The organism is Peijinzhouia sedimentorum, assembly GCF_049340005.1.
Lineage (GTDB): Bacteria > Bacteroidota > Bacteroidia > Cytophagales > Cyclobacteriaceae > CAXBDP01.
Genome location: NZ_JBMPIY010000001.1, coordinates 129651 through 154329 on the forward strand (window position 1 = coordinate 129651; position 24679 = coordinate 154329).

The window sequence follows — 24679 nt, forward strand, 5'->3', positions numbered from 1 at the left end:
AATTACAAAAATTTAACTATTCCAATTTTCTACAGAATTGAGAATTCTAATTCTTATACAAGTTTAGATCATAAATCTGTTTAAAAATGGAGTGAATAGAGATTTTAAACTTTTTCTGATGAATTTTTGAAAATCAACAAATTGTATTATATTAATTTCATGCTTTTCATTTTGTCAGCTGTGCGGTGTCTATTGTTGCTGAAGAGTGAAATAATGCTGGATAGCTAATTTTTGATAATGGTGAGTTCAACTCGTCTATTTAGCATCCTTGTTTCCTCCCGCCCGCTCGATGCTATGGGTTTGGATCCACCGAATGCTTCTACTCTAATCCGCTGCGCACTTATTCCTTTTCCTATCAAGTATTCTTTTACAGCAGCAGCTCTCATTTGTGATAATTCCATGTTTAAGAGCTTATCACCGATTACATCTGTGTGGCCACTTAGTAATATTTCTAAATTAGGGTTTTGATTTAGAACAGTGGAAATACTATCTAAAACAGGGAAGGAGGGAGCTAGAATCTCAGCTTCTTGCTGAGCAAAAAGTAAATTTGGGATACTTACCGCTCTTCCCATTTCAATTGGGCTTAAATAAATTATGGTTTCAATTTCCTTCGTATCCTCATTGCTAAGGTTTATTTGACCTTCTTTTGCTAAAAAGCCCTTTGCAGTGACTTTAAAATTCAATCCTTCTCTTTCGAGTAAGTCGAGCTTGAAACTTGCATTTTGATCTGTGCTCTTGGTATACTCTGAACCAGACTCCAATCCAATCAATTCTGCAATAGCTTCAACATCCAAAAGTTCCATTGTGCTTTCATTATACACAGTTCCAATCACAGTAAGCATCACAGGAAAAGGATCAATATCTGCCAGCTGCTCTTTTTGAGCAGAGTTCGGAATTGAGGGGTTTAACGATGGCATTTGGGCTATATGCTTTTCTCGATTTAGTGGGCTTGGCAGTGGCATAATACCGAATTCAAATACCAAATTTGTGCTAGATGATAAAGCGAGGCTGTCAACAACAAAGGAACCTTGCATATAGCCTGATTTCAGAGTATTCACACGTAATTGATTTGCATTTTCAAATACCTGAAATGGATATGTTCCATTAGAAATGGTCAGTATTTCATTGCTCACTGAGTCTATTCCATATTGGATAGAGATGACATTTTGATCTACTTCAATAGTCGCTTGGCTTATCAAATCTTTGATGATAATACTTGCTGAACTTGAGACAGGAGCCTTTGGTTGAAGAAATAAATCAACCATTATCGTACTATCTTCGACAAGCAATTCAGGTTCTGCAAGGAATTGTGCAGGTTCGTAATTATCAGCGGCTGCTACTATTTCAATATTTAGTACATTGGTGATTTCATTTTCAAACTTTCCATCATTTCCAGTTTCAAAACTTAAGGAATCAATTTGATTTGTTTTTAAGGTTATTTGAGCAGAAATGGGTTCTTTGGTTTCTAAATTATAAGTAGTTCCAAGAACGATATATTTGCCTGGATATGGATTCCATTCTGGAAAATCAAGAATTGGCGCAGGTCTGAACTTGGGTTGTGCCAGACCCGGCAATCTTACTCTTTTTACGGTTGGTTCAAATGCGGGAGGTAAAGGTTTTAGTGCAACATTTACTTTCAAATCAATATCCTCCTCCAAATCAAATCCAGTAAGCTCCACAACTTGAGGAAAATATCCTTCCCTAGTAATCTCAATTGTAGCCGATTTGTGTGTATTCAATATATTAAATGGAAGAGGACCTGTTAATGTACTTGGATCCAACTGTATAACAGAAGTTGAATCATTTTCATCTATTATAGTGAGTGTAGCTTTAGCTCCAGAAATAGGCTGGTTTGTGACTTGGTCAATTATAGAAAGTGTGCCTGGAAGTTCTACGGGCAAAGAAGATTTTATAGGAATCAATTTAAAATCCTGTCGAAGTATAGTATCTACTTCAGATTGGTAAGGCCCTAATGGAAGCTTGAATGGACGATAACCTTCAGCTACGATGTCAAGACTATAATCAGCGTTCTGTACCAGGATTGCTTGGAAACCACCTCTATCTGGGCTTGATACTAACGCATTTCTTATGCTTTTTTCATTTGGTGATTGAATATTAATTTCAGCACTTATTGGTAAGCCTGTTTCTATATCAGTAACGATACCTTCCAAAGTTACAATTGGGTCTGGAAGGAATTCAGGCTTAATTTGGACTTCATAAATATCTCTAAGACCACCAATGGATCCTTCCATGGAAACTACAAACCCTTTATTACTATTGGCAGGAATAGTAAAATAAGCATCAAAATCGGCTGTGTTAAGCTCAGGGCCTAGGTTTTGAGGTTCAGACCAAACTTCCCATGTATCATCCAGCCTTTTGGTGTAGAATATATCGCTTTTCCCAAATCCTTCATGACCTTCTGAAGCAAAATACAGTGTACGTCCATCTGGGGCTAGGTAGGGGGAAAATTCTGCTGCAGTAGAATTAACCAAGTTTCCCAAATTTTTTGGTTCCGTCCAGACGTCATTTCCCTGATAAAAGCTGACATATAAATCTTGATCTCCTACTGTATTGGCAGTTTCAATTGCTAGTATGATCACATCACCATTTACACTTAAAGCAAAATCGAGGAATTGATTCCTATTTCTGTAATTGTCTATTTTAATATTCTTAGGCTGTTGCCAAGCTCCATTAATTCTGTCAGAGTAAGAGAACCCATCATTAAAAGTACCATTTGGATAGTATTCATTTATTAAAAATAATCGGTTTCCATCTGCTGTTACTGAAGTAGCACCATTTGGATTTGAGTTATTAATAGGTCCTCCAATATTTACTGGAATACCCCATTCTCCATTTACTTTTTTAGAAATATAAATATCTTGTATATCGTTTGTCCCACCTCTGTTTCCAGGATAAAATCTTCTGCCAAAATAGAGTGTATTACCATCTGGCGAAATGATAGGCTTTGTTTCATCGAATCGGGTATTAATCCAGTAGCCAAGGTTTCTTTTTATTTGTCTGGATAGAAGTCTTTCAAATCTAGGCATCATTCCAGCACTTTCAATTACTTGATTAGCAATAGATGGGTCAGTGCTTTCTGAAATACCTACTGCATCAATTTGTGCCCAACCTGAATTAGCGGAAGCATCAAGTCTTATTTCAACTTTATTAAATTTTTTATCGGTACTTGGGACTGGAATAGATATTACATTAAAATCTTTAGTGTCTTGAAATGAGCCATCTAAAATAACATAGGGTACATTTTGTTCATCGAATATGGTAACTCTTGAGATTCTACCAGGGTTGAAACTTTCGACTATAATTACTTGTCGGATATTCTGAGCTATGGAATAGGATAAGGTAAATTGAGCGACACCATTCTCGTTTTTAATTCTAAATGCTCTAGGACTTAATTCACCAAATGGGATGGCATTTGGAGGCCCTAGAACCATTCTAGCGGACCAATCATTTTCTTCAAATGCTCCATTGGAATTGACGACTGATTCAGCCCATTGAATTTGCTGAGCTGAGGCACCAAAATGGATTAGTATAGCAAATAATATGGTAAGGCTAAATTTCAACAGAATGTAATATCAAACAGAATTTGGAAGTTAAACCACTATATAAACTATATAATTGCAAATATCTTGCATTTTATTTTTTCACAAAGAAGTAAGATAATATAGATCATTCCTAAAATAACTGTTTTAAAAGAATTTGCGGTGCCACTATTATTTGAGCATAAAAAAAACCCATATTAATGGGCTTTTTTTATGCAAAATCAATTAACCAAACCTAGTACTTCAAAATTGTAACTTCCACCCGCCGGTTTAGTCGGCGAGTTTCTTCTCTTGCGTTTGAAGCTATTGGCTTTCTACCTCCAAATGCTTCAGTTTCTATTCTTTTTGGGTCGATGCCTAAATCAACCAAATATTGTTTCACTGTAGCAACTCTATCCTCAGATAATTGCTGATTTAGTTTCATATCACCAATTCCATCAGTATGTCCACTAAGTAGGATTTCAAGAGTTGGATTTTCTAACATTACATTCCCGACACTATCAAGTGCTGGAAAAGAGACTTCTAATAGCTCTGGCTTACTTTGCACAAAGAGCATATTCGGTAATGCTAATGTAATTCCTGTTTCAATTGGAGTGAGTAAAACTGTCACTTCAACCAATCCATTTTTCTCCAATTCTTCAACTTTAATAGATCCCTTTTTCGAATAGTATCCATCCAAAAGAGCTTCAAAGTTATAGATATCATACTCTGGATTTTCTATTTCAAATTTACCACTTTCGCTCGTGGTAAGGTTCTTACTGTTTTTACCGGTTTCTGAATTCACCATTACATTTACAACCAATGGCTCCATTGTTTTTTCGTCATACACATGACCAATTACTTGTAATAATGGAGGTAAATCAGCAGTTGTTTTTGTGTTAACCAATTCTACTTCGTCAGGCTTCCTAATAGACTTTGTAGGCAATATGTCAATAGTGTTGTATGTACTGATGGTGGTTGCAACAGGTGTCATAAGTATTACGAAAGGTTCTGTACCTCCATTTACCCACTCATTACTTGGAATCAGATCCACAGTATTATAATAACCACTAGCTTCGGCAAACAAATGCAAATCTGCATTCTGTGCATACATTTGGTGCGGGTAAGAAGCATCAGCTATTGCTTCAAGGGTATTTAAATTTTCAGTCGTATTAACTCCCATCGCTAGTGAACCGTGGGCGATAACATTACCTGTAAATCTATCTTTTTTGATGAAAGCCAAATTCAGCGGTAAATCTAAATTATCGAGATCAATATCGATAGTTACTGTAATGGGCTCCTCTCTTTCTTCAATAATAACGATTGGTACCTGGGCAATCGTAGCTGATAGAGCAGGAGCTGTGCTAGCTTGAGCTATTATCGTCTTCTGAGGTGCAATTTCACTTACTTTGGTTAAGTAGAAATCATGATAAAAAATGGAATCGCCATCTGCTGGGAATTGACCTAAACCTTCGATCAATTGATTATACGTTTCAGCTCTTACTGCAGCATCATAGTTCACATCAGGAATCACATTCACACTATAGTTACCTTCAATATCAGATTTTAATGCAGATTTTCTATCCGTATCACTTGATGCCAATAGAGTTAATTCAGCTGCTAAAGGAAGCTTAGTGTTGGCATCAAAAACTTTTCCTTTTAAAGTAATCGTACGTTCAGGTATAAGGAGGGGTGGCACTCTTACTTGATATATATCTCTTGAGCCTGCTCTTGCACCTTGCTGAGAAACAACATAAGCAATATTGCTATTTGCTGCGATTGTAAAATAACCATCCCATTCTGATGTATTCACTGTTGGGCCTAAGTTTACAGGAGTACTCCAGTTTTCCCAAGTGTCATCCAATCTCTTTGTATAGAAGATATCACTTTTACCAAGTCCACCATGGCCTTCTGAAGCAAAATACATCGTAAGCCCGTCAGGAGCTATGAATGGTGAGAATTCAGCTTTAGAAGTGTTTAATGTGGCTCCAATATTTTTTGGCTTAGTCCATTGTTCATTGCCTTTGTAAAAACTTATATATAAATCTTGATCTCCAAGAGACTCTTTGGTTTCAATGGCCATTACCATTACATCACCATTTGGACTCAAGGTGAAATCAACAAAGTCATTGAGATTTACAAAAGCTTCAATATTTACTTTACGGGGTGCATCCCATCCAGTAGAATTCCGCTGAGTTATTGAAAGACCATTTCCTACACCACCATTTGCAGTGTACTCATTAATAAGAAGTAATTGATTTCCATCTGCCGTAATAGCAGTTACACCATTTGGATTTCTATTGTTGAGTGGAGAACCGATGTTTTTAGCTTCAGTCCATGCACCATTTACATTTTCAGAATAATAAATATCCGCTAAATCTTGAGCACCACCTACATTTGTTGGGGAATATTGCCTTGTAAAATAAAGTCTAGATCCATCGGAGGTTATAATCGGTTTCACTTCATTGTAAACAGAGTTAACACCCAAACCAAGGTTTCTATGATGAACATTTTGAGAAAGAATCTCAAGTCTGTCCGCCTCACCCATTTCGTTTAGTATATTTTTGCCAATAGAAGGATCAGTACTTTGAGTAATACCAACTGCATCAATTTGCGCCCAACCATTTTTTAAGGCTGCATTTAGACGAACTTCGACTTTTACAATTTTTGCATCAATACCAGAAACTGGAATTGTCAATACACCAAATTGTTCGTTGTTTGCATATCCTTCTTCAAAAATTGGATATCGGTTTTTATTCTCATCATAAATGAAAACTCTTTCAATTCTTCCCGGATTGAAACTTTCAAAAATGATTACTTGACGAACATTTTGAGGATTATCGAAAGTAACAGTAAATCCTCCATTCGTTTTTTCATTTTTTAATCTGAAAGCATTTGGATTTAATTCGCCATAAGGCATTGCATTGGGTGCTCCTAAGACTCCATTAGCAGACCACTGATCTTTGTCAAAATTGTTACTCTGCGCATCTACTCCTGTTGCCCATTGGATATTTTGTCCAATAGCATCAAAGCTGCTAAGTGCGATAGCTGTAATCAATATGATAAGATTGCGAAACATTAGATGGTATTGAGATTGGTGTTTTTTAAAAACCCTCAATTTGTACTTTTCCTATTTTTCAACTATAAAGGTGGAAAATAAATTCCTTATTATTATAGTATTTATCGTAAAATCTGATAAAAAGTTGTATGTAAAAATTGCTTATAAACTATAAAAATGCAGTTTTTATGTTGATTATGCATCTTTTTATGCAGGAGAGTATTAGAATATGGTGATTTATTAATTTTTCAATATAGTGAGTTCTACACGTCTATTTAGTCGTCTTGTTCTCTCACTTGCGTTACTTGCAATAGGCTTTGTCCCACCGAAGGCTTCAATTGAAATTCTTTTCTCTAAAACACCCTCACTTACTAAATATGCTTTTACCGCTTTTACTCTATCCTCAGAAAGCTTCATATTCAATGCTGCATCACCAATGCCATCAGTATGCCCACTAAGAAGTATTTCTACACTTGGGTGCTTTACAAGGAAATTTGCAATACTATCTAATTCAGGGTATGATCCATCTAAAAGAATATCAGCACCTTGCATAAATAGGATGTTAGGTAATGTTTCTGTTATACCCGTTTCTATTGGCGAATGCACCAAATCTAAAGTCAAACTACGGTCTGAATTTGACTCGGAATAATCGATTTTGCCTTCAATGTTAAAGTATCCAGAGGCATTACTTCTATAAGTAAAATTAATTCCATAAGGAAGTTGTAATTCAAATTGACCATCATTATCTGTAAGGACACTAACAACTGTAGAACTATCATTAACAGCCATAAACATGATATTACTATTAAGAGAACTGCCATCAATAGAACTAACGGTTCCATTTACACGCAATAATATTTCTTCCCCAAGAGCTCCCTCTTTTACGGCTACGTTATTTACTTTTCTATCATTTATTTGACCTTGATTCTCGTTTGCTACAATTGTTTTTTGGTTCAATATTTCATCTATAGGTTTCAAGTAGAATGTCTTTTCTACTATTCCAGTTTCAGTATGGTTGAGCAAATCAATTACCTCATTTACTGGGCCATAGCCTGGCGCAAGGCTTCTTATTTGATATTGATCTTTAGAAGGAAGTATAAATTCAAATTCGCCATTCTCTGCATTGGTTTCTACCCCAGCAGTTTCATATCCGTCTAGTATAGATTCTACCACTAATTTAGCTTGAATAGGCTCCAGCGTGTTAGCATCCAAAACTCTTCCCATTACCGTAAGAACAGGATCGGGCATAAAGTCGGATGGAATAGCTACTACATAAATATCTCGCGAGTTTTCAATACCACCTTGGTCTGTAACCAAATAGGCATAGTCGCCAGCAGCTGGAATTGTAAAGTATGCTTCAAAGCCTGCTGAGTTTATTGTGTTGCCTAGATTCTTTGGAGGGCTCCAATTCGTCCATGATTTATCAAGTCTTTTGGACATGTATATATCTGGTCCACCTTTGCTACTGTGACCATACGATGCGAAATACAGTGTCCGATTATCAGGCGCTAGAAAGGGCGAAAAATCAGCTTCAGCAGAATTTATAGCTGCCCCCATATGGATCGGTTCCGACCATTGATTGTTACCTTTATCAAAACTCACATATAAATCTTGATCGCCTTTGGTATCTCTTCTTTGTACTGCGAGCAACATTATTTTGCCATTGGCAGACAAGAAGTAATCGCCGAAATCACTTCTATTATAATTGTTTTCAATTTCTAACGGTTCAGGAAAACTCCATGTGTTTCCACTTCGCCTTGTAATAGATAAACCTGACTCTGCTCTACCTCTTCTGTCATATTTATTGATAAGTAATAGCGTATTACCATCTCCAGCCACTGCAATTACTCCATTTGGAAATTTATTGTTAAGTGGTTCTCCTATATTTTGCGCCATTCCCCATTCACCATCTTCTAATCGCGCTACATAAATATCTTGATCGTCTTCTTCTCCACCCAAATTTTCCGGATATTGTTGTCTGCTAAAGTATAGCGTTTGTCCATCCGCAGTGATAATTGGTTTCACCTCGGCGTATGGTGTATTTATTCCATCACCAACACTTTGCCTTCTGAAATCTTCAGTGATATCCGGTTTTACTGATAAATCTTTGATTGCAGCTGTTTGGATAAAACTAGCAGATGTATTTCTAGATACTTCCAAAGCCTTTAAATCGAGTTCTCTTCTTCTGGTAATCAGCTCCAATTTAGTTGCCGTAATATTCTCATCTATTACTTCCTCTTTACGATTAGGAAGAGCTGCCAACTCATTTGGAATAGGCGGGAGGGTAGTTTCGGTTCGCTTGATTTGATTATTTTGACTAATAGCACTTGGTGGTGAAGCCATTTTAATAGCTTCGGCAGCTTTCTTAGCTTCTTCCTCAGCTTTTCGTAATTCGGCTAATCTAGCCTCTTGAATTTTCCTTTCTTCAATTTCTTTTAAACGTTGAGCTTCTTCAAGAGCTTTTTGCTGTGCAAGTCGCTCTGCTTCTTCATTAGCTTTCCTCTCAGCTTCTTCTGCTTTTCTTTTCTCCTCTTCTTGCCTTTTTTTCTCCTCTTCCAGTTGAGCTCTTTCTTCTTCTTTACGTTTAAGTTCAGCTTGTCTCAAAGCTTCTGCTCGCTCTTCTGCTTGCAGTTGCTCTATACGCTTTCTCTCTTCCTCTTCCCGTTTTTTCCTTTCTGCTTCTTCCTGCCTTTTTCTCTCTAACTCCTCTTTTTTCCTCTTTTCTTCTTCTTCAAGTTTTTTCTTTTCTTCTTCCTTCTTTCTTTCTTCCTCTAGTCTTTTTTCCTCCTCTCTTCTTTGTTCCTCTTCCTTTCTTAAGCGCTCTTCTTCTTCAATTCTTTTTTCCTCAGCTATCCTCAACTCCTCCGCTGCTTTTGCTTCTGCAATCGCTTTCTGCTCCTCTACAGTTATTTCTAGATTATTATTAGCGATAGGTTTAATTGGTCCTGCAATGGCCTGATTTGTCGCTTGAGCATCAAGCTTTTGTAACTCTTGCTGAACAACTGTCGCTGTTGCATCAGATACTCCGATAGCATCAATTTGACTCCAACCTGGAGCTTGTATTGAAATCATATTGATCTCAATTTTCATGATGTTATAATCCGTTTTTTTACCTAAATCAACAATGAAATTACGCCATGGCTCTGCTAATTCCTGCGGTTTACCATCATAAGCCGCATATTTATCGTTGTTTTCATCGAAGAGGATTACTTTGGTAATGCGCCCAGGTAAATAGCTTTCTACAATCCAAATTTGGCTAGCTGGCATGGGTTTATCAAAAGAAACCACGAGCCTTCCGTAAGATTTTTCGGTCTTAAGTCGGAAAGCTCGTGGGCTTAATTCTCCATAGGGAAATGCATCTGGAGCTCCTAATGCAACTTCACCTGTCCATTCCAATCCGTTGGATTCGTACGGATTATATTCAAATTCGACTTTATTAGCCCAAGTAATTGCTTGGCTAATCCCTAAGTAGGGAAGGGTAAGCATAAATGCGGTTAGAAGTATGATTACCCTATTTTTCATCTTATTAGTTTTTTCTTGCGATTGCTTTTTCTGCTGCTGCCACAATGCTTTCAGCTGTTAGGCCATATTTAGTCATTAGCTCAGCGGGTTTTCCACTTTCACCAAATTTATCTTTCACGCCAACCATTTCCAAAGGACTTGGAAAATTGTGTACAAGAACTGAAGCTATGCTCTCGCCTAAACCTCCCGCTATTTGATGTTCTTCGGCACTTACAGCACATTTTGTTTTGCGTACAGAGTCAATAATAGCTTGGCTATCAATTGGTTTTATCGTGTGAATATTGATTATCTCAGCACTTATCCCTTTTTGAGCTAAAATTTCTTCTGCCAATACAGCTTCCCAAACTAAATGCCCAGTAGCAAAAATACTTACATCTGCCCCTTCAATCATTTTCCAAGCTTTACCAATCTCAAATTTCTGATTTTCAGGTGTGAAAATAGGTACTGCAGGGCGACCAAACCTTAAATATACAGGGCCTTCGAAATCCGCAATGGCCAATGTAGCTGCCTTAGTTTGGTTATAATCGCAAGGATTAATTACTGTCATGTGTGGCAGCATTTTCATCATGCCTAGATCTTCGAGGATTTGGTGAGTTGCACCATCTTCTCCTAATGTAACACCAGCGTGAGAAGCGCATATTTTTACATTTTTTCCCGAATAGGCAATTGATTGTCTGATTTGATCATAAACTCGACCAGTTGAGAAATTAGCAAAAGTTCCTGTGAAAGGAATCAAATCTGAAGTGGCAAAACCAGCGGCTAAACCCATCATATTTGCTTCTGCAATACCCACTTGGAAAAAACGTTCTGGAAATTCCTTTTTGAAAGCTCCCATTTTCAATGAACCTGTAAGGTCCGCGCATAGACCTACTACTTTAGGGTTCGTGCGTCCCAACTCCAATAATCCGTCTCCAAAACCTGAGCGTGTATCCTTCTTATTTGTGAATGTATATTTTGGCATTTTTTCGATTCTTTATGATTTACAAAAATTTGAAATGGGATTAATAGTCTCCTAAGGTTTCTTCCAACTGCCCAAGTGCATTAGCCAGTTGCTCATCATTTGGAGCTATACCGTGCCATTCGTGACTTCCCATCATAAAGTCTACTCCATAGCCCATATCAGTACTCATCAAGTTTAGAATTGGTTTTCCTTTATCTGTGAGGCTTTTTGCGTAATTTAATTTATGAATTAAATCTTCAATATCATTACCATTAGACTCTATAACCTCCCATCCAAATGCTTCCCATTTTGCCTTCAAATCACCAAGCGACATCACATCTTTAGTAGAACCATCAATTTGTTGTCCATTGAAATCAATCGTGGCAATTACATTGTCTACTCCATGGTGCGCTGCATACATTGCTGCTTCCCATACTTGGCCTTCTTGCTGCTCACCATCGCCCATCAAAACGAATACAAGGTTTTTATCACCTTTGAGTTTTTTAGCTTGCGCCATTCCTAATGCTACCGACAAGCCTTGGCCTAATGAACCAGAAGCTACTCTAATGCCTGGCAGATTTTCTTCTGTTGCTGGGTGGCCTTGTAACCTAGAATTGATCTTACGAAATGTAGCCAACTCTGAAACTTCGAAATAACCGCTACGGGCAAGTACACTATACCAAACTGGCGAAATGTGGCCATTAGAAAGGAAAAATACATCCTCCCCTTCGCCGTCCATTTGGAAAGGAACTTTCTTGTTGAGAATTGAAAAATAAAGAGCTACGAAATAATCGGCGCAGCCTAAGGAGCCACCAGGGTGACCAGACTGAACAGCATGCACCATTCTTACGATGTCTCTTCTTACTTGGGAAGCAATTCGCTTCAATTCCGAAATGTCGGGAGCCTTGTTCATTTTGTATTTGGTTTGTGAAAATCAGATTTACTGGTTTTTCGAAGGTTAGGTGATATAGCCATTCTTTTTGAGAAGGGCTTGATTAAATTTATTTCAAAATTTGCGCGGTGTGATCCTTGGTTTTTACTTTCTCAATAATTTCTGAGATCACACCTTTTTCGTCGATCACAAAGGTAGTACGAGCTGTACCCATATACTTGCGACCATACATTGATTTTTCTACCCAAGTACCGAACTGCTCATGAATACTTTTGTCTACGTCTGCAATTAAGCGGAAAGGTAAATTTTGCTTTTCGATAAATTTTTGGTGTGACTTTTCATTATCCGAGCTGATTCCGACCACTTCGTACCCCGCATTTTTCAGTGCATCATAGTTATCTCTAAGATTACAAGCCTGCGCTGTGCAGCCAGGTGTATTATCTTTTGGATAGAAATACATTACCAATTTTTTGCCTTTAAAATCTTCTAATGCAATTGCATTTCCTGCCTCATCTACACCTCTAAAATTTGGTGCTTTGTCTCCAACTTGTAGTGCCATTTGTTTAGATTTTATGTTTAAAAGTTTGAATATTCCCTACGTTATCTGTCACCACCAATTCCAATTCACCTGAAAAAGGCAAATTTGGATCAGGGTTATCCGTCCAAATCAGATTCTTTTTGGATTCATATTTCATCAAAATCCATTTGCCGTTTAGTGTTGCTTTGAAACTGCGAATGCCTGACATATCGTCCGTAATACGGAAGCTTATTAGATCTTTTGTAAGACTTAATTGTTGAATTTGCGGCGCTGTCAAATCCTCCCGTAATGTATATTTCCCTAATGTCCTCGAACTAAATGAGATGTTGTTTCCGCTCCAGTTTCCGCCAACATAAGAGTACCGGTTATTTGATCTCAACTCATAAATAGAGGTTTTAGCCTTGTTATTTACTTCATTTCTTGGAGTATAATTCACAGTAAAACTATTTAGAAAAGGAATAATATCTTCGCCTAAATCTATTACGCCCTCTTTTTCGCTAGCATTCAAATAAAAATCCTCGAAAGCGGCATTTGCAGGAAACTGAATTGTAAATCCACGTCCTCTATATGTATAAGATTTACTAGCGGGCACCATTGCAGAAATTTGCGGGAGGATGGTTTTACCACCAATACGGATTGAATCAGGAATACCAAAACGCAAATCCCACAGATAATTAGCTTTGGTAGAATTGCTGTAAGAAGGCTTAATGTGGTAAGGAGTTCCTTTAACAAATAAGTTGGCATCTTGTTGGTCATTATCAATTATTGACAGGATCCCACTTGTTAAACTGACTGTTTTGTCTGCACCAATTAAGTTGCCATTAATGTTTTCATTAGGCTCTTTACCAATCAATTGAAATGAAAGCGTGCTGCTATTTTCGTAGCTATCGGTCAATATTATTTCAATATTTTTTGTTTCTCCATTTGAAATAGAAAGAATTCCATTTTCTACAACATTTGAATAGAAGTTAAGCTTATTGCCTGCGTCAACATATAATTTATTGAACCGCTGACCTTTTTGCTGTGCTGTGGCATAGTCCGCCAAAACCAAAATCTGCCTTTGTAAATCGAAATTTATATTATCTATTTTTTGCTTGAAATGTGTTTTTCCATCAACCTTCATTTCAATTTGATGTACTCCATTTTTATTGGCGGCACCGTTCAGTTTGTCATGAGCTAAAACCTCAATGCCAATAAGCCCATTTACTTCTATGGGGCTAGCAAATGTGTAATCACTTCCGGATCGCTGGGCAGGAAAATCCATTCTCGCAAATTGATCATTCACCCTGGACTGGATGTCCATCGGTCTTAGTGCAAATCGCTCTACAATGGGAGCAATATCATCACTGATTTCTTGAAACTTGTACGAAAGTGGATCTAATACAATTTGGTTGGCGTTTCGAATTTCGAAGTGTAGGTGAGGGCCGCCTGATGAGCCAGTGTTGCCAGATAGAGCTATTACTTGGCCCTTGGTAATAGGCAACTCTCCGGCTTTTGGGTACAACTCAACTTCGAAACTTTCGCGGCTATATTGAGCTGCTCTAACGTAACTCGCCATTGGTTCTTTAAACTCCATCAAATGGGCATAAACAGTGGTGTAGCCATTCGGGTGTTGGATATAAATGGCATTTCCGTAGCCCGAAGTAGAAGTTCTGATTCTACTAATGTAACCTTCGGCTGAAGCATACACATTTAAACCCTCCCGCCCATTTGTCTTGATGTCTAAGCCAGCATGAAAATGTGAAGCTCTAAGTTCTCCCATACTACCCGATAGATAATTGACTTGGCCGGGCTGTATAGGAAATTGAAAATAAGCATCGGGCACAGACTGTTGTCCCAAAGTGAGGAATGGGATAAGTAGTGCGAGAATTAATAGTTTACTTAATTTCAAACTCAAACATTTTTTGATTTTCTAGATATCCAGTAAGGGTATTTCCGATCGAAACTGGTCCAACACCTTCGGGTGTTCCGGTAAATATAATATCGCCTTTCTTTAAGGTAAAATACCTTGAGACATAAGCGATAATTTCATCGATTGGATGCAGCATCAATGAAGTATTTCCTTTTTGGCGGGTTTCTCCGTCTACATCCAAGTGGAAATTTAGATTTTGGATATCCGCAAATTCAGATTTATTGATAAACTCCGAGATGGGAGCGGAGCCATTAAAGGCTTTAGCTTTTTCCCAAGGCAAGCCTTTTTCCTTACATTTTTGCTGAATATCTCTTGCAGTGAAATCAATGCCTAAACCTATCTCATCATAATATTTATGAGCGAATTTTTCATCTATGAATTTGCCTTCTTTGCTTATTTTAACCAATACTTCGACTTCATGGTGAATATCTTTGCTAAACTCAGGATAAAAAAATGGATCGTTATTTCTTAAAATGGCCGTATCTGGTTTGAGGAATACGACAGGCTCTGTAGGCTTCTCGTTTTTGAGTTCTGCTATATGTGCGGCGTAATTTCTACCTATTGCAATTATTTTCATTTCAATACTTAAGCCAATTGGTTTATAAAAAACTTAACCTACCCATTCTTCTTAACGATTGTTTTTTGAGAAATGACGGTTAATTATTTCTGATAAGCAAAATTAACAATTCTGCTTATAATTGAAGATGATTCTACAATAAACCATCTTCCTTTTTATTAGTGGTATGTTAATTGATAAACATCCTATGGAGAAATTTTTTGAACTAATGAAAAGAGTAATATTTTTCGCAATCCTTTTCGCGGCCATGGGCTGTTCTACAGTGCCAATTACCGGTCGTAAACAATTAAATGTTGTACCAAACTCAGAAATAATCCCGCTATCAAGTCAAAGCTATCGGGAAGTTCTAAGTGAGAGTAAGTTATCTACCAATAGTGGCCAAACTGCTCAAGTAAAAAGAGTGGGTGACAGAATTAGGAGAGCTGCTGAGCAATACTTTATTGACAATGGACAGCCAAATTACCTAAGTGATTTTCAATGGGAGTTTAATTTGATCGAAAGTGACGACATAAATGCTTGGTGTATGCCGGGAGGGAAAGTAGCCTTTTATACTGGAATTTTGCCGATTTGTGCTAATGAAGCTGGTATTGCTGCCGTAATGGGTCACGAAGTAGCTCATGCAATTGCAAATCATGGAGGTGAGAGAATGAGTAAGGGACTGATTCAGAATTTTGGGATGTCTATGTTGGGTTCGGCTTTGAGTCAAAATCCTACGCTTACAAAAGAAATTCTATATCAAAGTGTTGGAGGCTTATCTCAGATAGGTATGTTGGCCTTTTCAAGAGATCAAGAAACAGAAGCCGATAAAATCGGACTAGTATTCATGGCAATGGCAGGTTATGATCCGCAAGAGGCTGTTGCATTTTGGGGACGCATGCAAAATGCGGGAGGTCAATCACCTCCAGAGTTTCTATCGACCCACCCTTCAGGAACTCGCCGATTAAGAGATCTGAATGCTTGGATGCCTGAAGCCCAAGAATATTATAGAAAATCTAATTTGGGAACTCGATAAATTGTCCACAGATTTTTTTTTGAGATTCGTGAAAATTTAAGCCTAATGATATATCAATAATTGACTTTCTGATATCAGAATTATAAATAAAATATTTTTTACCTGTTTCTTATAATTATTAAAAACAGGTTGTTAATTTTTTACCTAAAAACCATTTTTATTATGAAGTTGAAATCAATTTTAATTAGTGCAGGTTTATTACTTGCAATTACAATGTCAGCTCAAGCCCAAGATTATAACACGGGTATTGGTCTAAGAGGTGGATTCTCTCAAGGGCTTACAGTGAAGCATTTTGTTAGTGACAAAGCAGCGTTGGAGGGTATTTTGCATACTCGCTGGAGTGGACTAATGGTGACTGGACTTTACGAAATTCACAATGATATTGCAAATGCTCCAGGTCTACGTTGGTATTACGGTGGTGGTGCTCACATTGGCTTTTGGGATGGCAAAGAAAATAATAACAGACCTTGGGGTAATGGAAATGAAGATGTTACTGTACTTGGTTTGGATTTGATTCTTGGTATTGAATATACCATTCCAAACAGCCCGATCAATATTGGCTTGGATTACAAACCCGAATTTAATATTGCTGGCTACAAGGGAGTTTGGGGTGAAGGTGCCGCACTTTCTTTGAGGTTTGTTTGGTAGATAATCTTTACAAAACGTATTAAATAAAAATGCCTGATAGATTTAATTATATCAGGCATTTTTCATTGAAAATCAGTTAATTGTAAATTCTAAGATTGAATTGACTTTAATCTAATTTCAGTGAGCTTTCTTTTGGTATCCATTGGAAATTCACCTCTCATCATCCATTCATAATAGGAGCTTTCTTTTTGGAGTACTTCTGAAACAAGCTTGTCCTTGTGCTTTCCGAAATTAAATACTACTTCATCATTTTCATTGTAAACGAAGCGTCCAGCCAAATCTACAAATTTGCCTGTACTTAGGTTGTGTAGATCTTCTACATTGCCAGTAATCTTTCCAAGGTCATTTCCTAAATTATCCACTGCTGTTTGATCTTGGTATTTCTCAACTTGTGCAAGCAATACATCAACCGTTGCCAATGTGTCAACTTCAGCGCTATGTGCTCCATCTAGTGGTTTGCCACAGTAAAACTGATATGCTGCCCCCAAAGTACGTTTTTCCATAATGTGAAAAATGCGCTGTGCATCAACAATCTTCTTTTGGCTGATGTCAAAATCAATCCCTGCTCTTAAGAATTCTTCTACCAAAACAGGAATATCAAATTTCATCACATTAAATCCTCCCAAGTCGGCTCCTTGCAAATATTGATGTAAGCTCTTTGCAACCATTTTGAAGCTTGGTGCATCTTTTACATCTTCGTCGTAAATCCCATGAATAAGGGATGATTCGATTGGAATAGGAATCAGCGGATTGATTTTATGTGTTTTAACCTCCCGCATTCCATTTGGAAATAATTTCACAATGGAAATTTCAACGATTCTGTCTGTGACCGTATTCGTTCCCGTAGTTTCTAAATCGAATATTGCGAGTGGATTCTTTAATTTTAAAGCCATTTGAAATGTTTAAGCAAGTATTGCTTGTGAAAGTTTAGTTAAATCTATGTTGTCGAAATTACCCGAGCTCATCAGTAAAAGGTTCTTGTTTTCCCAATTTTGACTAAGTAGAAAACTCCTCAGCTCATCTGAATTGGTGAAGACTTTAATATCCTCCCTTTGGAAAGCATTTTTTAAGTCCTTCTCCGACAGTGGTTCTAATTTTTTGTGCTCAACCGTTTTGGGATTAAAATAAATTATTGCCTCATCGGCAGCATTCAGTGAGCTTTGATATTGATTGATGAAATCTTTATTGAGGCTGCTGTAAGTGTGAAGTTCCAAAACAGCCAACAGTTTCCTATTCGGATATTGTTCTTTTAGAGCTTCTGTACTTGCTTTTACTTTCGAAGGCGCATGAGCAAAATCTTTATAGATGTAGGTTTGATCATTTTTGGCAAGAAACTCAAGCCTTCTGGCAGCACCTTTAAAGCTTTTGATTGCCTGGTAAAACATGGATTCTGTAATACCTAATCGCTGCACCAAGGCTTTTGCACCACTTAGATTTTGCATATTATGCTTGCCGAATATCGAAACAGGAATTTTTCCATTTGGCGTAATCAAATAGGTCTGATTATTCTCAATTTCATATTTATGAGTAGAATAAGGAATAGAAGTAACATCCTCTCTTTCCTTTTTGCAAATAATGTCTACCATTGAATCCTCTTCAAGGCAAATCAAGGTGCCAGCTTTTGGAGTAGCATCTGCTAGTATTTCAAACTGCTTAACGTAGGTATCTAAGTCTTTATACACATTGAAATGATCCCAAGCAATTCCAGAAATCAAAGCAATATGATGTTGGTATTTCAAGAACTTTGGAGTCGAATCGTCAGGAGAAGAAGGATACTCATCGCCCTCGATTATAATTACAGGCGCATCACTCAATTTAACCATAGTTTGAAAACCTTCGAGTTGTGCACCAACTAAATAGTCGAACTCACGATTATGGAAATTCAGTACATGCATCACCATAGATGTGATGGAGGTTTTGCCATGGCTGCCAGCAATTACCACCCGCTGCTTATCTTCCGATTGACTCAATATAAATTCAGGAAAAGAGTAAATAGGAATTTGGAGTTCTTTTGCTTTCTGTAATTCTGGATTATCTGCTTTTGCATGCATTCCTACAATCACAGCCGAAAGGTCTTTTGTTATTTTTGATGCATCCCAGCCTTCTTGTTCAGGAAGGATACCTTTATTTAATAACCTAGTTTTACTTGGCTCAAATATTTCGTCATCCGAACCACTTACTATTAAGCCTTTGTTGGCCAAAGTGATAGCTAAGTTGTGCATTACACTTCCACCTATCGCCACGAAATGTACTTTATCTCCTTTTGTCAGCATTGGAATTTATTATTTAACCAAAATTAGTACAATTACTGAATGGTTCAAATTACAAGATCAGATTAAAGAATATAGTTTAGGTTTGATTATTTCAATTTCACCAAATGTTTGATGTTAGAATCAAACATCTAATAAGGTTTCATTCAGGTTATTCCCTAATAATTAGGAACGGATTTTAAAAAAAAAATTAGGTAAAATGAGCTAAGATTTTATTTATTAATTACTCACCAATAACTGTGCATAAGTATGTGGATAATTCGTTTAAGCTGTGGGAGAACATGGTAAAACCTGTGGAAAAGATACTTAAAACTTGTGGGGAACTTTGAGATTAAGTCTGATAGATTTGTAAATATGGAAAAAGAGAATTATGCTTCGAGCAATAGAATTGGCCAAAGAAAAAAGGGTAGGTTAGGTTTAGATCCTGGCTTAGGATTAGGAAAATTACCACCTCAAGCCTTGGATTTGGAAGAAGCTGTGCTTGGAGCATTAATGCTTGAGAAAGATGCTGTATCTCAAGTAATTGAGATACTAAAACCAGAAAGTTTTTACAAAGAATCGCACCAAGCTGTTTATTCTGCAATCCTTGAGTTATTCAATAACAGTGAGCCGGTTGACCTACTTACGGTAACAAATCAGCTGCGAAAGGATGGCAAGTTGGAATTGGCGGGAGGAGCATATTACATTACAGAACTTACCTCCAAAGTACAGTCTGCTGCCAATATTGAATACCACGCTCGTATTATCACAGAGCAATCTATTAAGCGCGAACTTATCCACATTTCTAGTGAGATTCAACGGGATGCTTATGAAGACACCACTGATGTTTTCACTTTGCTTGATAAAATGGAGCAATCTCTTTTCCAGATTTCAGAATCAAATATCCGTAAGAACTATGCGGATATGAGTGTGCTATTCAAGCAAGCTTTAAATGAACTCGAAACCAAACGAGAGCAAAAGGATGGTCTTACTGGTGTGCCTACAGGATTTACTATGTTGGATAGAGTAACTTCTGGCTGGCAACGCTCCGACTTGGTGATTATAGCTGCTAGGCCAGGTATGGGTAAAACAGCTTTTGTGCTTTCTGTACTTCGAAATGCAGCTGTAGAATTCAAAAGACCTGTTGCCATATTTTCATTGGAAATGGCAAGCGTACAGTTGGTCAATAGGTTGATCTCTGCTGAAGCTGAACTGCCAAGTGAAAAACTCAAAAAAGGAAATTTCGCTGATCATGAATGGGAGCAGTTAGTGTATAAAAGCAACCGACTTGCCACTGCGCCATTGTTTATTGATGATACTCCAGCTTTATCAATACTGGAGTTAAGAGCGAAATGTCGTCGATTGAAAGCCCAGCATAATATTGAATTAATTGTAATTGATTATTTGCAGCTGATGAGCGCAGAAACTGGCCGAGGTGGTGGTGGTAACCGTGAACAAGAAATTGCCATGATTAGCCGCTCGCTGAAGAGCTTGGCCAAGGAATTGGATGTGCCTGTCATAGCCCTATCTCAGTTAAGTAGAAATGTAGAAAATCGTGGTGGTGAAAAACGTCCACAACTATCCGATTTGAGAGAATCAGGCTCTATAGAGCAAGATGCAGATATGGTAATGTTTCTCTACAGACCTGAATACTACAAACTTACGCAAACAGAAAGTGGTGAAACTACAGATGGTCTAGCTGAGGTAATTATTGCTAAGCATAGAAATGGTTCGCTTGATACCGTGAACCTCCGCTTTATCGATAAATATACCAAGTTTACAGATTGGGAAACTTCCTATGCGGCGCCTTTAAAACCTCTTGGCTCAGTTACCTTATCAAGCAGAGCGAATCTACCTGACGGCTTTGATGATATGGACAATCCTGGTGAGTCGCCGTTTTGATGATTGAGTTAGGTCGAATTAAAAATCTTACCTTGAATTGCACAAGAAATAATCGCGAAGTTGTTATTTTGGAAGATACGGGAGTTAAGAATATAATAATTTAATGTGTAAAAGAGTAAATATTACTAGGATTGATGTTCGACCATTCCAAATATTATACTGGTTAATGACTAGTCTTTTGATGGGATTTATGACAACATATTTAATCATTAAATTTTCAGTTTCTATTTTCTTCGTTTGGGTATTTTTTTGGTATTCAACCTATGTTTTATACTTAACTAATAGTAGGAGATATAATTTCAATATTGAACCTTCAAAGATTTTTAAGTTGTTAATCAAGAGTGATCATCAGTTTTATGCGAACGAATTAACTGCTGAATTAAATTCTCTAAAATCAAAGAATCAATCCTAGCCTGCATAAATAATTGACCTAAATTCATAGAATTAAGTCCAACCTATTACAATTTTTGTTTTAAGAATTTTTGTAAATCTTTATTGGAGCCATACAGTACCAAAATATCGTCTGGTTCAAGTTTATTATCAGCTCCGGCAACACCTTGAATTTGGGTTTCAGTTTTAGTTTTACCCAATACACTCTTAACTTCTACTTTTTTGATAATGGTTAAAACCAATAAATTAAATTCCCTCCTAAAACTAACTTCTCGTATTGTTTTACCAACATAATCCACAGGTACTTTTGCTTCAATAATGCTGTAATCATCATTTAGTTCAAATGAATCAACAACATTGTTAAGACATAATTTTTTTGCCCATCTTTCAGCTGTTTCTTCCTCAGGATGTACAATTTCATCAACTCCTATTGCTCGCAATACTTTTTCATGTAATGGATTAATAGCTCTGCTAATAAGTCTTTTAACTTCAAAATTTTTCAGAAGCGCCGTAGTCATTAAATTTGACCCTTGGTCTTCGCCAATAGCGACTAGTACGATATCAGTATCCTTAAGAGGAAGGCCAGATACCGTAAACTCATCAGTAGCATCCATACAAATGGTATGAGAAATCTTTTCTTTATAAGCATCTACTTTAGTCATACTAGTATCAATGCCTATAACTTCATTTCCTTGTTCAGTTAGTTTCTGAGCAAGTGAGCCACCGAAATTACCAAGACCTATTATTATGAATTTCATCTTAATTTTTAGTTTATAACAATTTCTTCTTTTGGATAACTGTAGTTACGTTGTTTAATCTTTTTAAATACAGCTATCACAAATGAAAGCATACTAATTCGCCCAACAAACATTACCACAATAATTACAAATTTACTAGAGCTGCTCAAATCAGCCGTAATGCCCAAACTTAACCCCACGGTACTGTAGGCAGAAAAACATTCAAATGCAATATCGACTAATGCTAATTCGGGATCAAAAAATGAAATTAAGATTATTGCAAAACCCAGCACAGTTAAAGACAGGGATATAATTGCAAAAGCTCTTCTTACCGAAATTTCAGCAATTTCTCTTCTGAAAACTTCTATTCTAGGCTTTCCTTTGGCCAAGCTTAGAATATTGAGTATTGCAATAGCAAAAGTACTAGTCTTAATACCACCACCAGTTGATTGTGGAGAAGCACCAATCCACATGAGAATGAAGACCATTATAAGTGTTGGATAAGCCATCGCTGCAGTGTCAATGGAATTGAATCCGGCAGTTCTCGGTGTAGTAGCTCCAAATAATGCAGTAATAAGTTTTCCGAATGGACTATGTTCTGCTAAGGTATTGTTGTATTCTAAAAAGTAAAATGCAATAAATGCGACGAGTGAAATTGACAAAGTTGTAATTAGCGTAATTCTACTGTTCAGGTTTAGAACCCAAGGTCTGTGTTTGGTTTTCTTTGCTGAGAATAAAAGAAGGTTTGAAATTTTATACTTTAAAAATGTCAAGACGTTCGCAACAATTGGAAAGCCCAAACCCCCCAAGACGAAGGTCAAAATTATAATCATTTGGAGGTAATAGTTAAATCGATAACCTTCCTCGTACAAACTATTACTCAATGTGGAAAAACCTGCATTACAGAAAGCCGAAATGGCATGAAAAGCAGTAAAGAAAAGTTGATCTGTTTGAGATGCGAAATTGCTAGAATCTATGCTAGAGTAAATAAAAACAGCTGAAAATAGCTCTATCCCAAATGTGATAAGAATGATGTATTTTAATACTGAAAATACTTCGCCCAATGTTTTGGAGCTGGTCATATCACTTAAAGCCAATTGATTTTCGTAAGTGGTTCCCCCTTTGAAGAAATAGCTGAAATAGCTGGCAAAAGTCAAAATACCCAAGCCTCCAACTTGGATCAAAATCATTATGATAGTTTGGCCAAACATTGTAAAATGACTACCAGTGTCTACGACTATTAATCCAGTAACACAAACTGCGCTAGTAGAAGTGAAAAGTGCATCTAAATATGAAATGCCATCATAAGTTGCATTGGGTAAAATAAGTAAAAGTGAGCCAATGAGAATGATGAATAAAAAGCTGAGGATAAATAGTTGGGCAGGATTTAAAACTGTCCTATTAAAATTTATTTTGAGTTCTGAGAACTCTCGAATAAACGTAAGGAATACAGCTATTTTGACCCAAATGGGATTCTCCAGCAGTAAATCGGTTTCGAATGGAACACCTACAAATAAGAACAAATAGAATATCCAAAATGTAAAAAGGATGGATAAGAGATCAAAAATGAAAACCTTCCTTTTTAGTAATGCAGAATTTTTGATGTAGCGAGTAAAAGTAGAGAATAAGCCAACACCCAATACAAAGAAATAAAACCAATCTAAAATGTTTTGAGTGAGGTCTGTTTGAGGAAATCCAAAATCGGATACAATAGCAACTAGACCTATTAGGCTGGTAAAAAAGGCAATTCTATAAAGTAGTTTAAAATTAAAATTCATACTTCATATTTATTGCTGCTATTATTCGAGCAATGTTGTTTCAGCCTAGTCATAACTTTTATATAAAAAGTAAAGCTGCATATTTAACCCAAATTTGAGGAAAATCCTAAACTGTTTTCTTTAAAACCTTTTTCAATGTTGCAATTGAATTCCTATTAAGAAATAGTTAAGACTGCGCAAGTAAAGATTTAAAGACCGATGAGGCAGAATGAAATCGATTCTCATTTATAAAGCCAGCTTTATTTATTTTAAGATTTGAAATCCCTCACCCAAACAAAGTATAATTCCCAAACTGATCGGCGGGAGGAGTGTGTTTTATAATTTCTGGGTCGTCGTTGGCTGCGTTGTTTACTCTTGAGGAAACGGTGTAGGCTTCCATTTTATCTTCATCATAGGGTTTCAGTATAGCTATCAGGTCATTGATATTCGCTGATTTGTTCATCCATATTTTCTCTGTTTCTGGAGTGAGAATTACAGGCATTCTATCATGGATTGGCATGACCAAATCATTGGCCTGAGTGGTAATAATAGTGAAGGTATGCTGCATTTCCCCATTTTCAGTTTCAAATTCCTCCCAAATACCTGCAAATGCAAAAGGCTCCAAATTATCGATTACAAATCGATAGGGTACTTTTGTTTTCTTGCCAAGCGCCTTCCATTCGTAGAATCCATCTGCTGGTATTAGACAGCGTCTTCTCTGAAAGGCTAATTTGAATGAGGCTTTTTCTGCAACGGTTTCAGCACGAGCATTTATTAGTTTGGTGCTCACTGCTTTGTTGTTAGACCAAGCGGGTAACATTCCCCAATGAAAAAATGAAAATCCCTCTGGGCTATCAGCTGTAATTACTGGAAGTAACTGGGTAGGAGCCGCATTGAATTTGGGCTTGTAATGTTCGGTAACATCTACATCAAATCTTTTCTTTAGCTTTTCAGCTCTCGCTATAAGGGAATATCTACCACACATAGTATTATCATTGAATGATTG

General features: G+C 37.0%; 16 protein-coding genes. 3 read left to right on the forward strand and 13 right to left on the reverse strand.

Going from position 1 to position 24679, the window contains the following annotated elements; all coding sequences use genetic code 11:
- Positions 1–224: 224 nt before the first annotated feature.
- From ACOXY8_RS00635 to ACOXY8_RS00670, 8 genes are all read right to left on the reverse strand, one after another.
- Entirely contained in the window at positions 225–3581 is a 3357-nt protein-coding gene (locus tag ACOXY8_RS00635; protein WP_458329619.1) for an OmpA family protein, read from the reverse strand.
- 214 nt (positions 3582–3795) lie between these two features.
- Complete coding sequence (locus tag ACOXY8_RS00640; RefSeq protein ID WP_458329620.1) at positions 3796–6618, reverse strand: OmpA family protein; 2823 nt, start codon at positions 6616–6618, stop codon at positions 3796–3798.
- 219 nt (positions 6619–6837) lie between these two features.
- Entirely contained in the window at positions 6838–10119 is a 3282-nt protein-coding gene (locus ACOXY8_RS00645) for an OmpA family protein (RefSeq protein WP_458329621.1), read from the reverse strand.
- Positions 10120–10123: 4 nt separating this feature from the next.
- Complete coding sequence (locus ACOXY8_RS00650; RefSeq protein WP_458329622.1) at positions 10124–11080, reverse strand: transketolase family protein; 957 nt, start codon at positions 11078–11080, stop codon at positions 10124–10126.
- A 40-nt stretch (positions 11081–11120) separates the two neighbouring features.
- Positions 11121–11972 (reverse strand): transketolase, encoded by an 852-nt coding sequence (locus ACOXY8_RS00655; protein WP_458329623.1) that lies wholly within the window; start codon positions 11970–11972, stop codon positions 11121–11123.
- 88 nt (positions 11973–12060) lie between these two features.
- A complete protein-coding gene (gene bcp, locus ACOXY8_RS00660; RefSeq protein WP_458329624.1) occupies positions 12061–12510 on the reverse strand; it encodes a thioredoxin-dependent thiol peroxidase in 450 nt (149 codons plus the stop codon).
- Positions 12511–12514: 4 nt separating this feature from the next.
- Positions 12515–14380 carry a M23 family metallopeptidase gene (locus ACOXY8_RS00665; RefSeq protein ID WP_458329625.1) on the reverse strand — a complete coding sequence of 622 codons (1866 nt, stop codon included), beginning with the start codon at positions 14378–14380 and terminating at the stop codon, positions 12515–12517.
- On the reverse strand, positions 14367–14978 hold the full coding sequence (locus tag ACOXY8_RS00670) for a fumarylacetoacetate hydrolase family protein (protein ID WP_458329626.1): 612 nt from the start codon (positions 14976–14978) through the stop codon (positions 14367–14369). Before ACOXY8_RS00670 ends, ACOXY8_RS00665 begins: the two co-directional genes overlap by 14 nt.
- A 208-nt stretch (positions 14979–15186) precedes the next feature.
- Here ACOXY8_RS00670 and ACOXY8_RS00675 point away from each other — a divergent pair, with 208 nt between their 5' ends.
- Positions 15187–15990 (forward strand): M48 family metallopeptidase, encoded by an 804-nt coding sequence (locus ACOXY8_RS00675; protein WP_458329627.1) that lies wholly within the window; start codon positions 15187–15189, stop codon positions 15988–15990.
- A 162-nt stretch (positions 15991–16152) separates the two neighbouring features.
- A complete protein-coding gene (locus ACOXY8_RS00680) occupies positions 16153–16638 on the forward strand; it encodes a hypothetical protein (RefSeq protein WP_458329628.1) in 486 nt (161 codons plus the stop codon).
- Positions 16639–16727: 89 nt separating this feature from the next.
- Here ACOXY8_RS00680 and ACOXY8_RS00685 read toward each other — a convergent pair whose 3' ends face one another.
- Together ACOXY8_RS00685 and ACOXY8_RS00690 are read right to left on the reverse strand one after the other, a co-directional pair.
- On the reverse strand, positions 16728–17531 hold the full coding sequence (locus ACOXY8_RS00685; protein ID WP_458329629.1) for an exonuclease domain-containing protein: 804 nt from the start codon (positions 17529–17531) through the stop codon (positions 16728–16730).
- Positions 17532–17540: 9 nt separating this feature from the next.
- Complete coding sequence (locus ACOXY8_RS00690) at positions 17541–18911, reverse strand: UDP-N-acetylmuramate--L-alanine ligase (RefSeq protein ID WP_458329630.1); 1371 nt, start codon at positions 18909–18911, stop codon at positions 17541–17543.
- A 351-nt stretch (positions 18912–19262) separates the two neighbouring features.
- Here ACOXY8_RS00690 and dnaB point away from each other — a divergent pair, with 351 nt between their 5' ends.
- Complete coding sequence (gene dnaB / locus ACOXY8_RS00695) at positions 19263–20789, forward strand: replicative DNA helicase (RefSeq protein ID WP_458329631.1); 1527 nt, start codon at positions 19263–19265, stop codon at positions 20787–20789.
- Positions 20790–21247: 458 nt separating this feature from the next.
- On the opposite strand, the gene ACOXY8_RS00700 is transcribed toward dnaB, so the two are convergent.
- From ACOXY8_RS00700 to ACOXY8_RS00710, 3 genes are all read right to left on the reverse strand, one after another.
- Positions 21248–21937, reverse strand: a complete 690-nt coding sequence (locus ACOXY8_RS00700; protein ID WP_458329632.1) for a potassium channel family protein — start codon at positions 21935–21937, stop codon at positions 21248–21250.
- 8 nt (positions 21938–21945) lie between these two features.
- A complete protein-coding gene (locus ACOXY8_RS00705; RefSeq protein ID WP_458329633.1) occupies positions 21946–23694 on the reverse strand; it encodes a TrkH family potassium uptake protein in 1749 nt (582 codons plus the stop codon).
- A gap of 265 nt (positions 23695–23959) precedes the next feature.
- Positions 23960–24658: an SOS response-associated peptidase gene (locus ACOXY8_RS00710; RefSeq protein ID WP_458330091.1), complete on the reverse strand. Its 699-nt coding sequence runs from the start codon at positions 24656–24658 to the stop codon at positions 23960–23962.
- Positions 24659–24679 lie beyond the last annotated feature (21 nt).

Bases quoted from the DNA above. Each gene is read 5' to 3' on its own strand.
- bcp (WP_458329624.1), bottom strand. From the start codon at position 12,510: ATGGCACTACAAGTTGGAGACAAAGCACCAAATTTTAGAGGTGTAGAT.
- ACOXY8_RS00680 (WP_458329628.1), top strand. From the start codon at position 16,153: ATGAAGTTGAAATCAATTTTAATTAGTGCAGGTTTATTACTTGCAATT.
- dnaB (WP_458329631.1), top strand. From the start codon at position 19,263: ATGGAAAAAGAGAATTATGCTTCGAGCAATAGAATTGGCCAAAGAAAA.
- ACOXY8_RS00705 (WP_458329633.1), bottom strand. From the start codon at position 23,694: ATGAATTTTAATTTTAAACTACTTTATAGAATTGCCTTTTTTACCAGC.
- ACOXY8_RS00700 (WP_458329632.1), bottom strand. From the start codon at position 21,937: ATGAAATTCATAATAATAGGTCTTGGTAATTTCGGTGGCTCACTTGCT.
- ACOXY8_RS00640 (WP_458329620.1), bottom strand. From the start codon at position 6,618: ATGTTTCGCAATCTTATCATATTGATTACAGCTATCGCACTTAGCAGC.
- ACOXY8_RS00645 (WP_458329621.1), bottom strand. From the start codon at position 10,119: ATGAAAAATAGGGTAATCATACTTCTAACCGCATTTATGCTTACCCTT.
- ACOXY8_RS00650 (WP_458329622.1), bottom strand. From the start codon at position 11,080: ATGCCAAAATATACATTCACAAATAAGAAGGATACACGCTCAGGTTTT.
- ACOXY8_RS00670 (WP_458329626.1), bottom strand. From the start codon at position 14,978: ATGAAAATAATTGCAATAGGTAGAAATTACGCCGCACATATAGCAGAA.
- ACOXY8_RS00655 (WP_458329623.1), bottom strand. From the start codon at position 11,972: ATGAACAAGGCTCCCGACATTTCGGAATTGAAGCGAATTGCTTCCCAA.
- ACOXY8_RS00685 (WP_458329629.1), bottom strand. From the start codon at position 17,531: ATGGCTTTAAAATTAAAGAATCCACTCGCAATATTCGATTTAGAAACT.
- ACOXY8_RS00675 (WP_458329627.1), top strand. From the start codon at position 15,187: ATGAAAAGAGTAATATTTTTCGCAATCCTTTTCGCGGCCATGGGCTGT.
- ACOXY8_RS00690 (WP_458329630.1), bottom strand. From the start codon at position 18,911: ATGCTGACAAAAGGAGATAAAGTACATTTCGTGGCGATAGGTGGAAGT.
- ACOXY8_RS00710 (WP_458330091.1), bottom strand. From the start codon at position 24,658: ATGTGTGGTAGATATTCCCTTATAGCGAGAGCTGAAAAGCTAAAGAAA.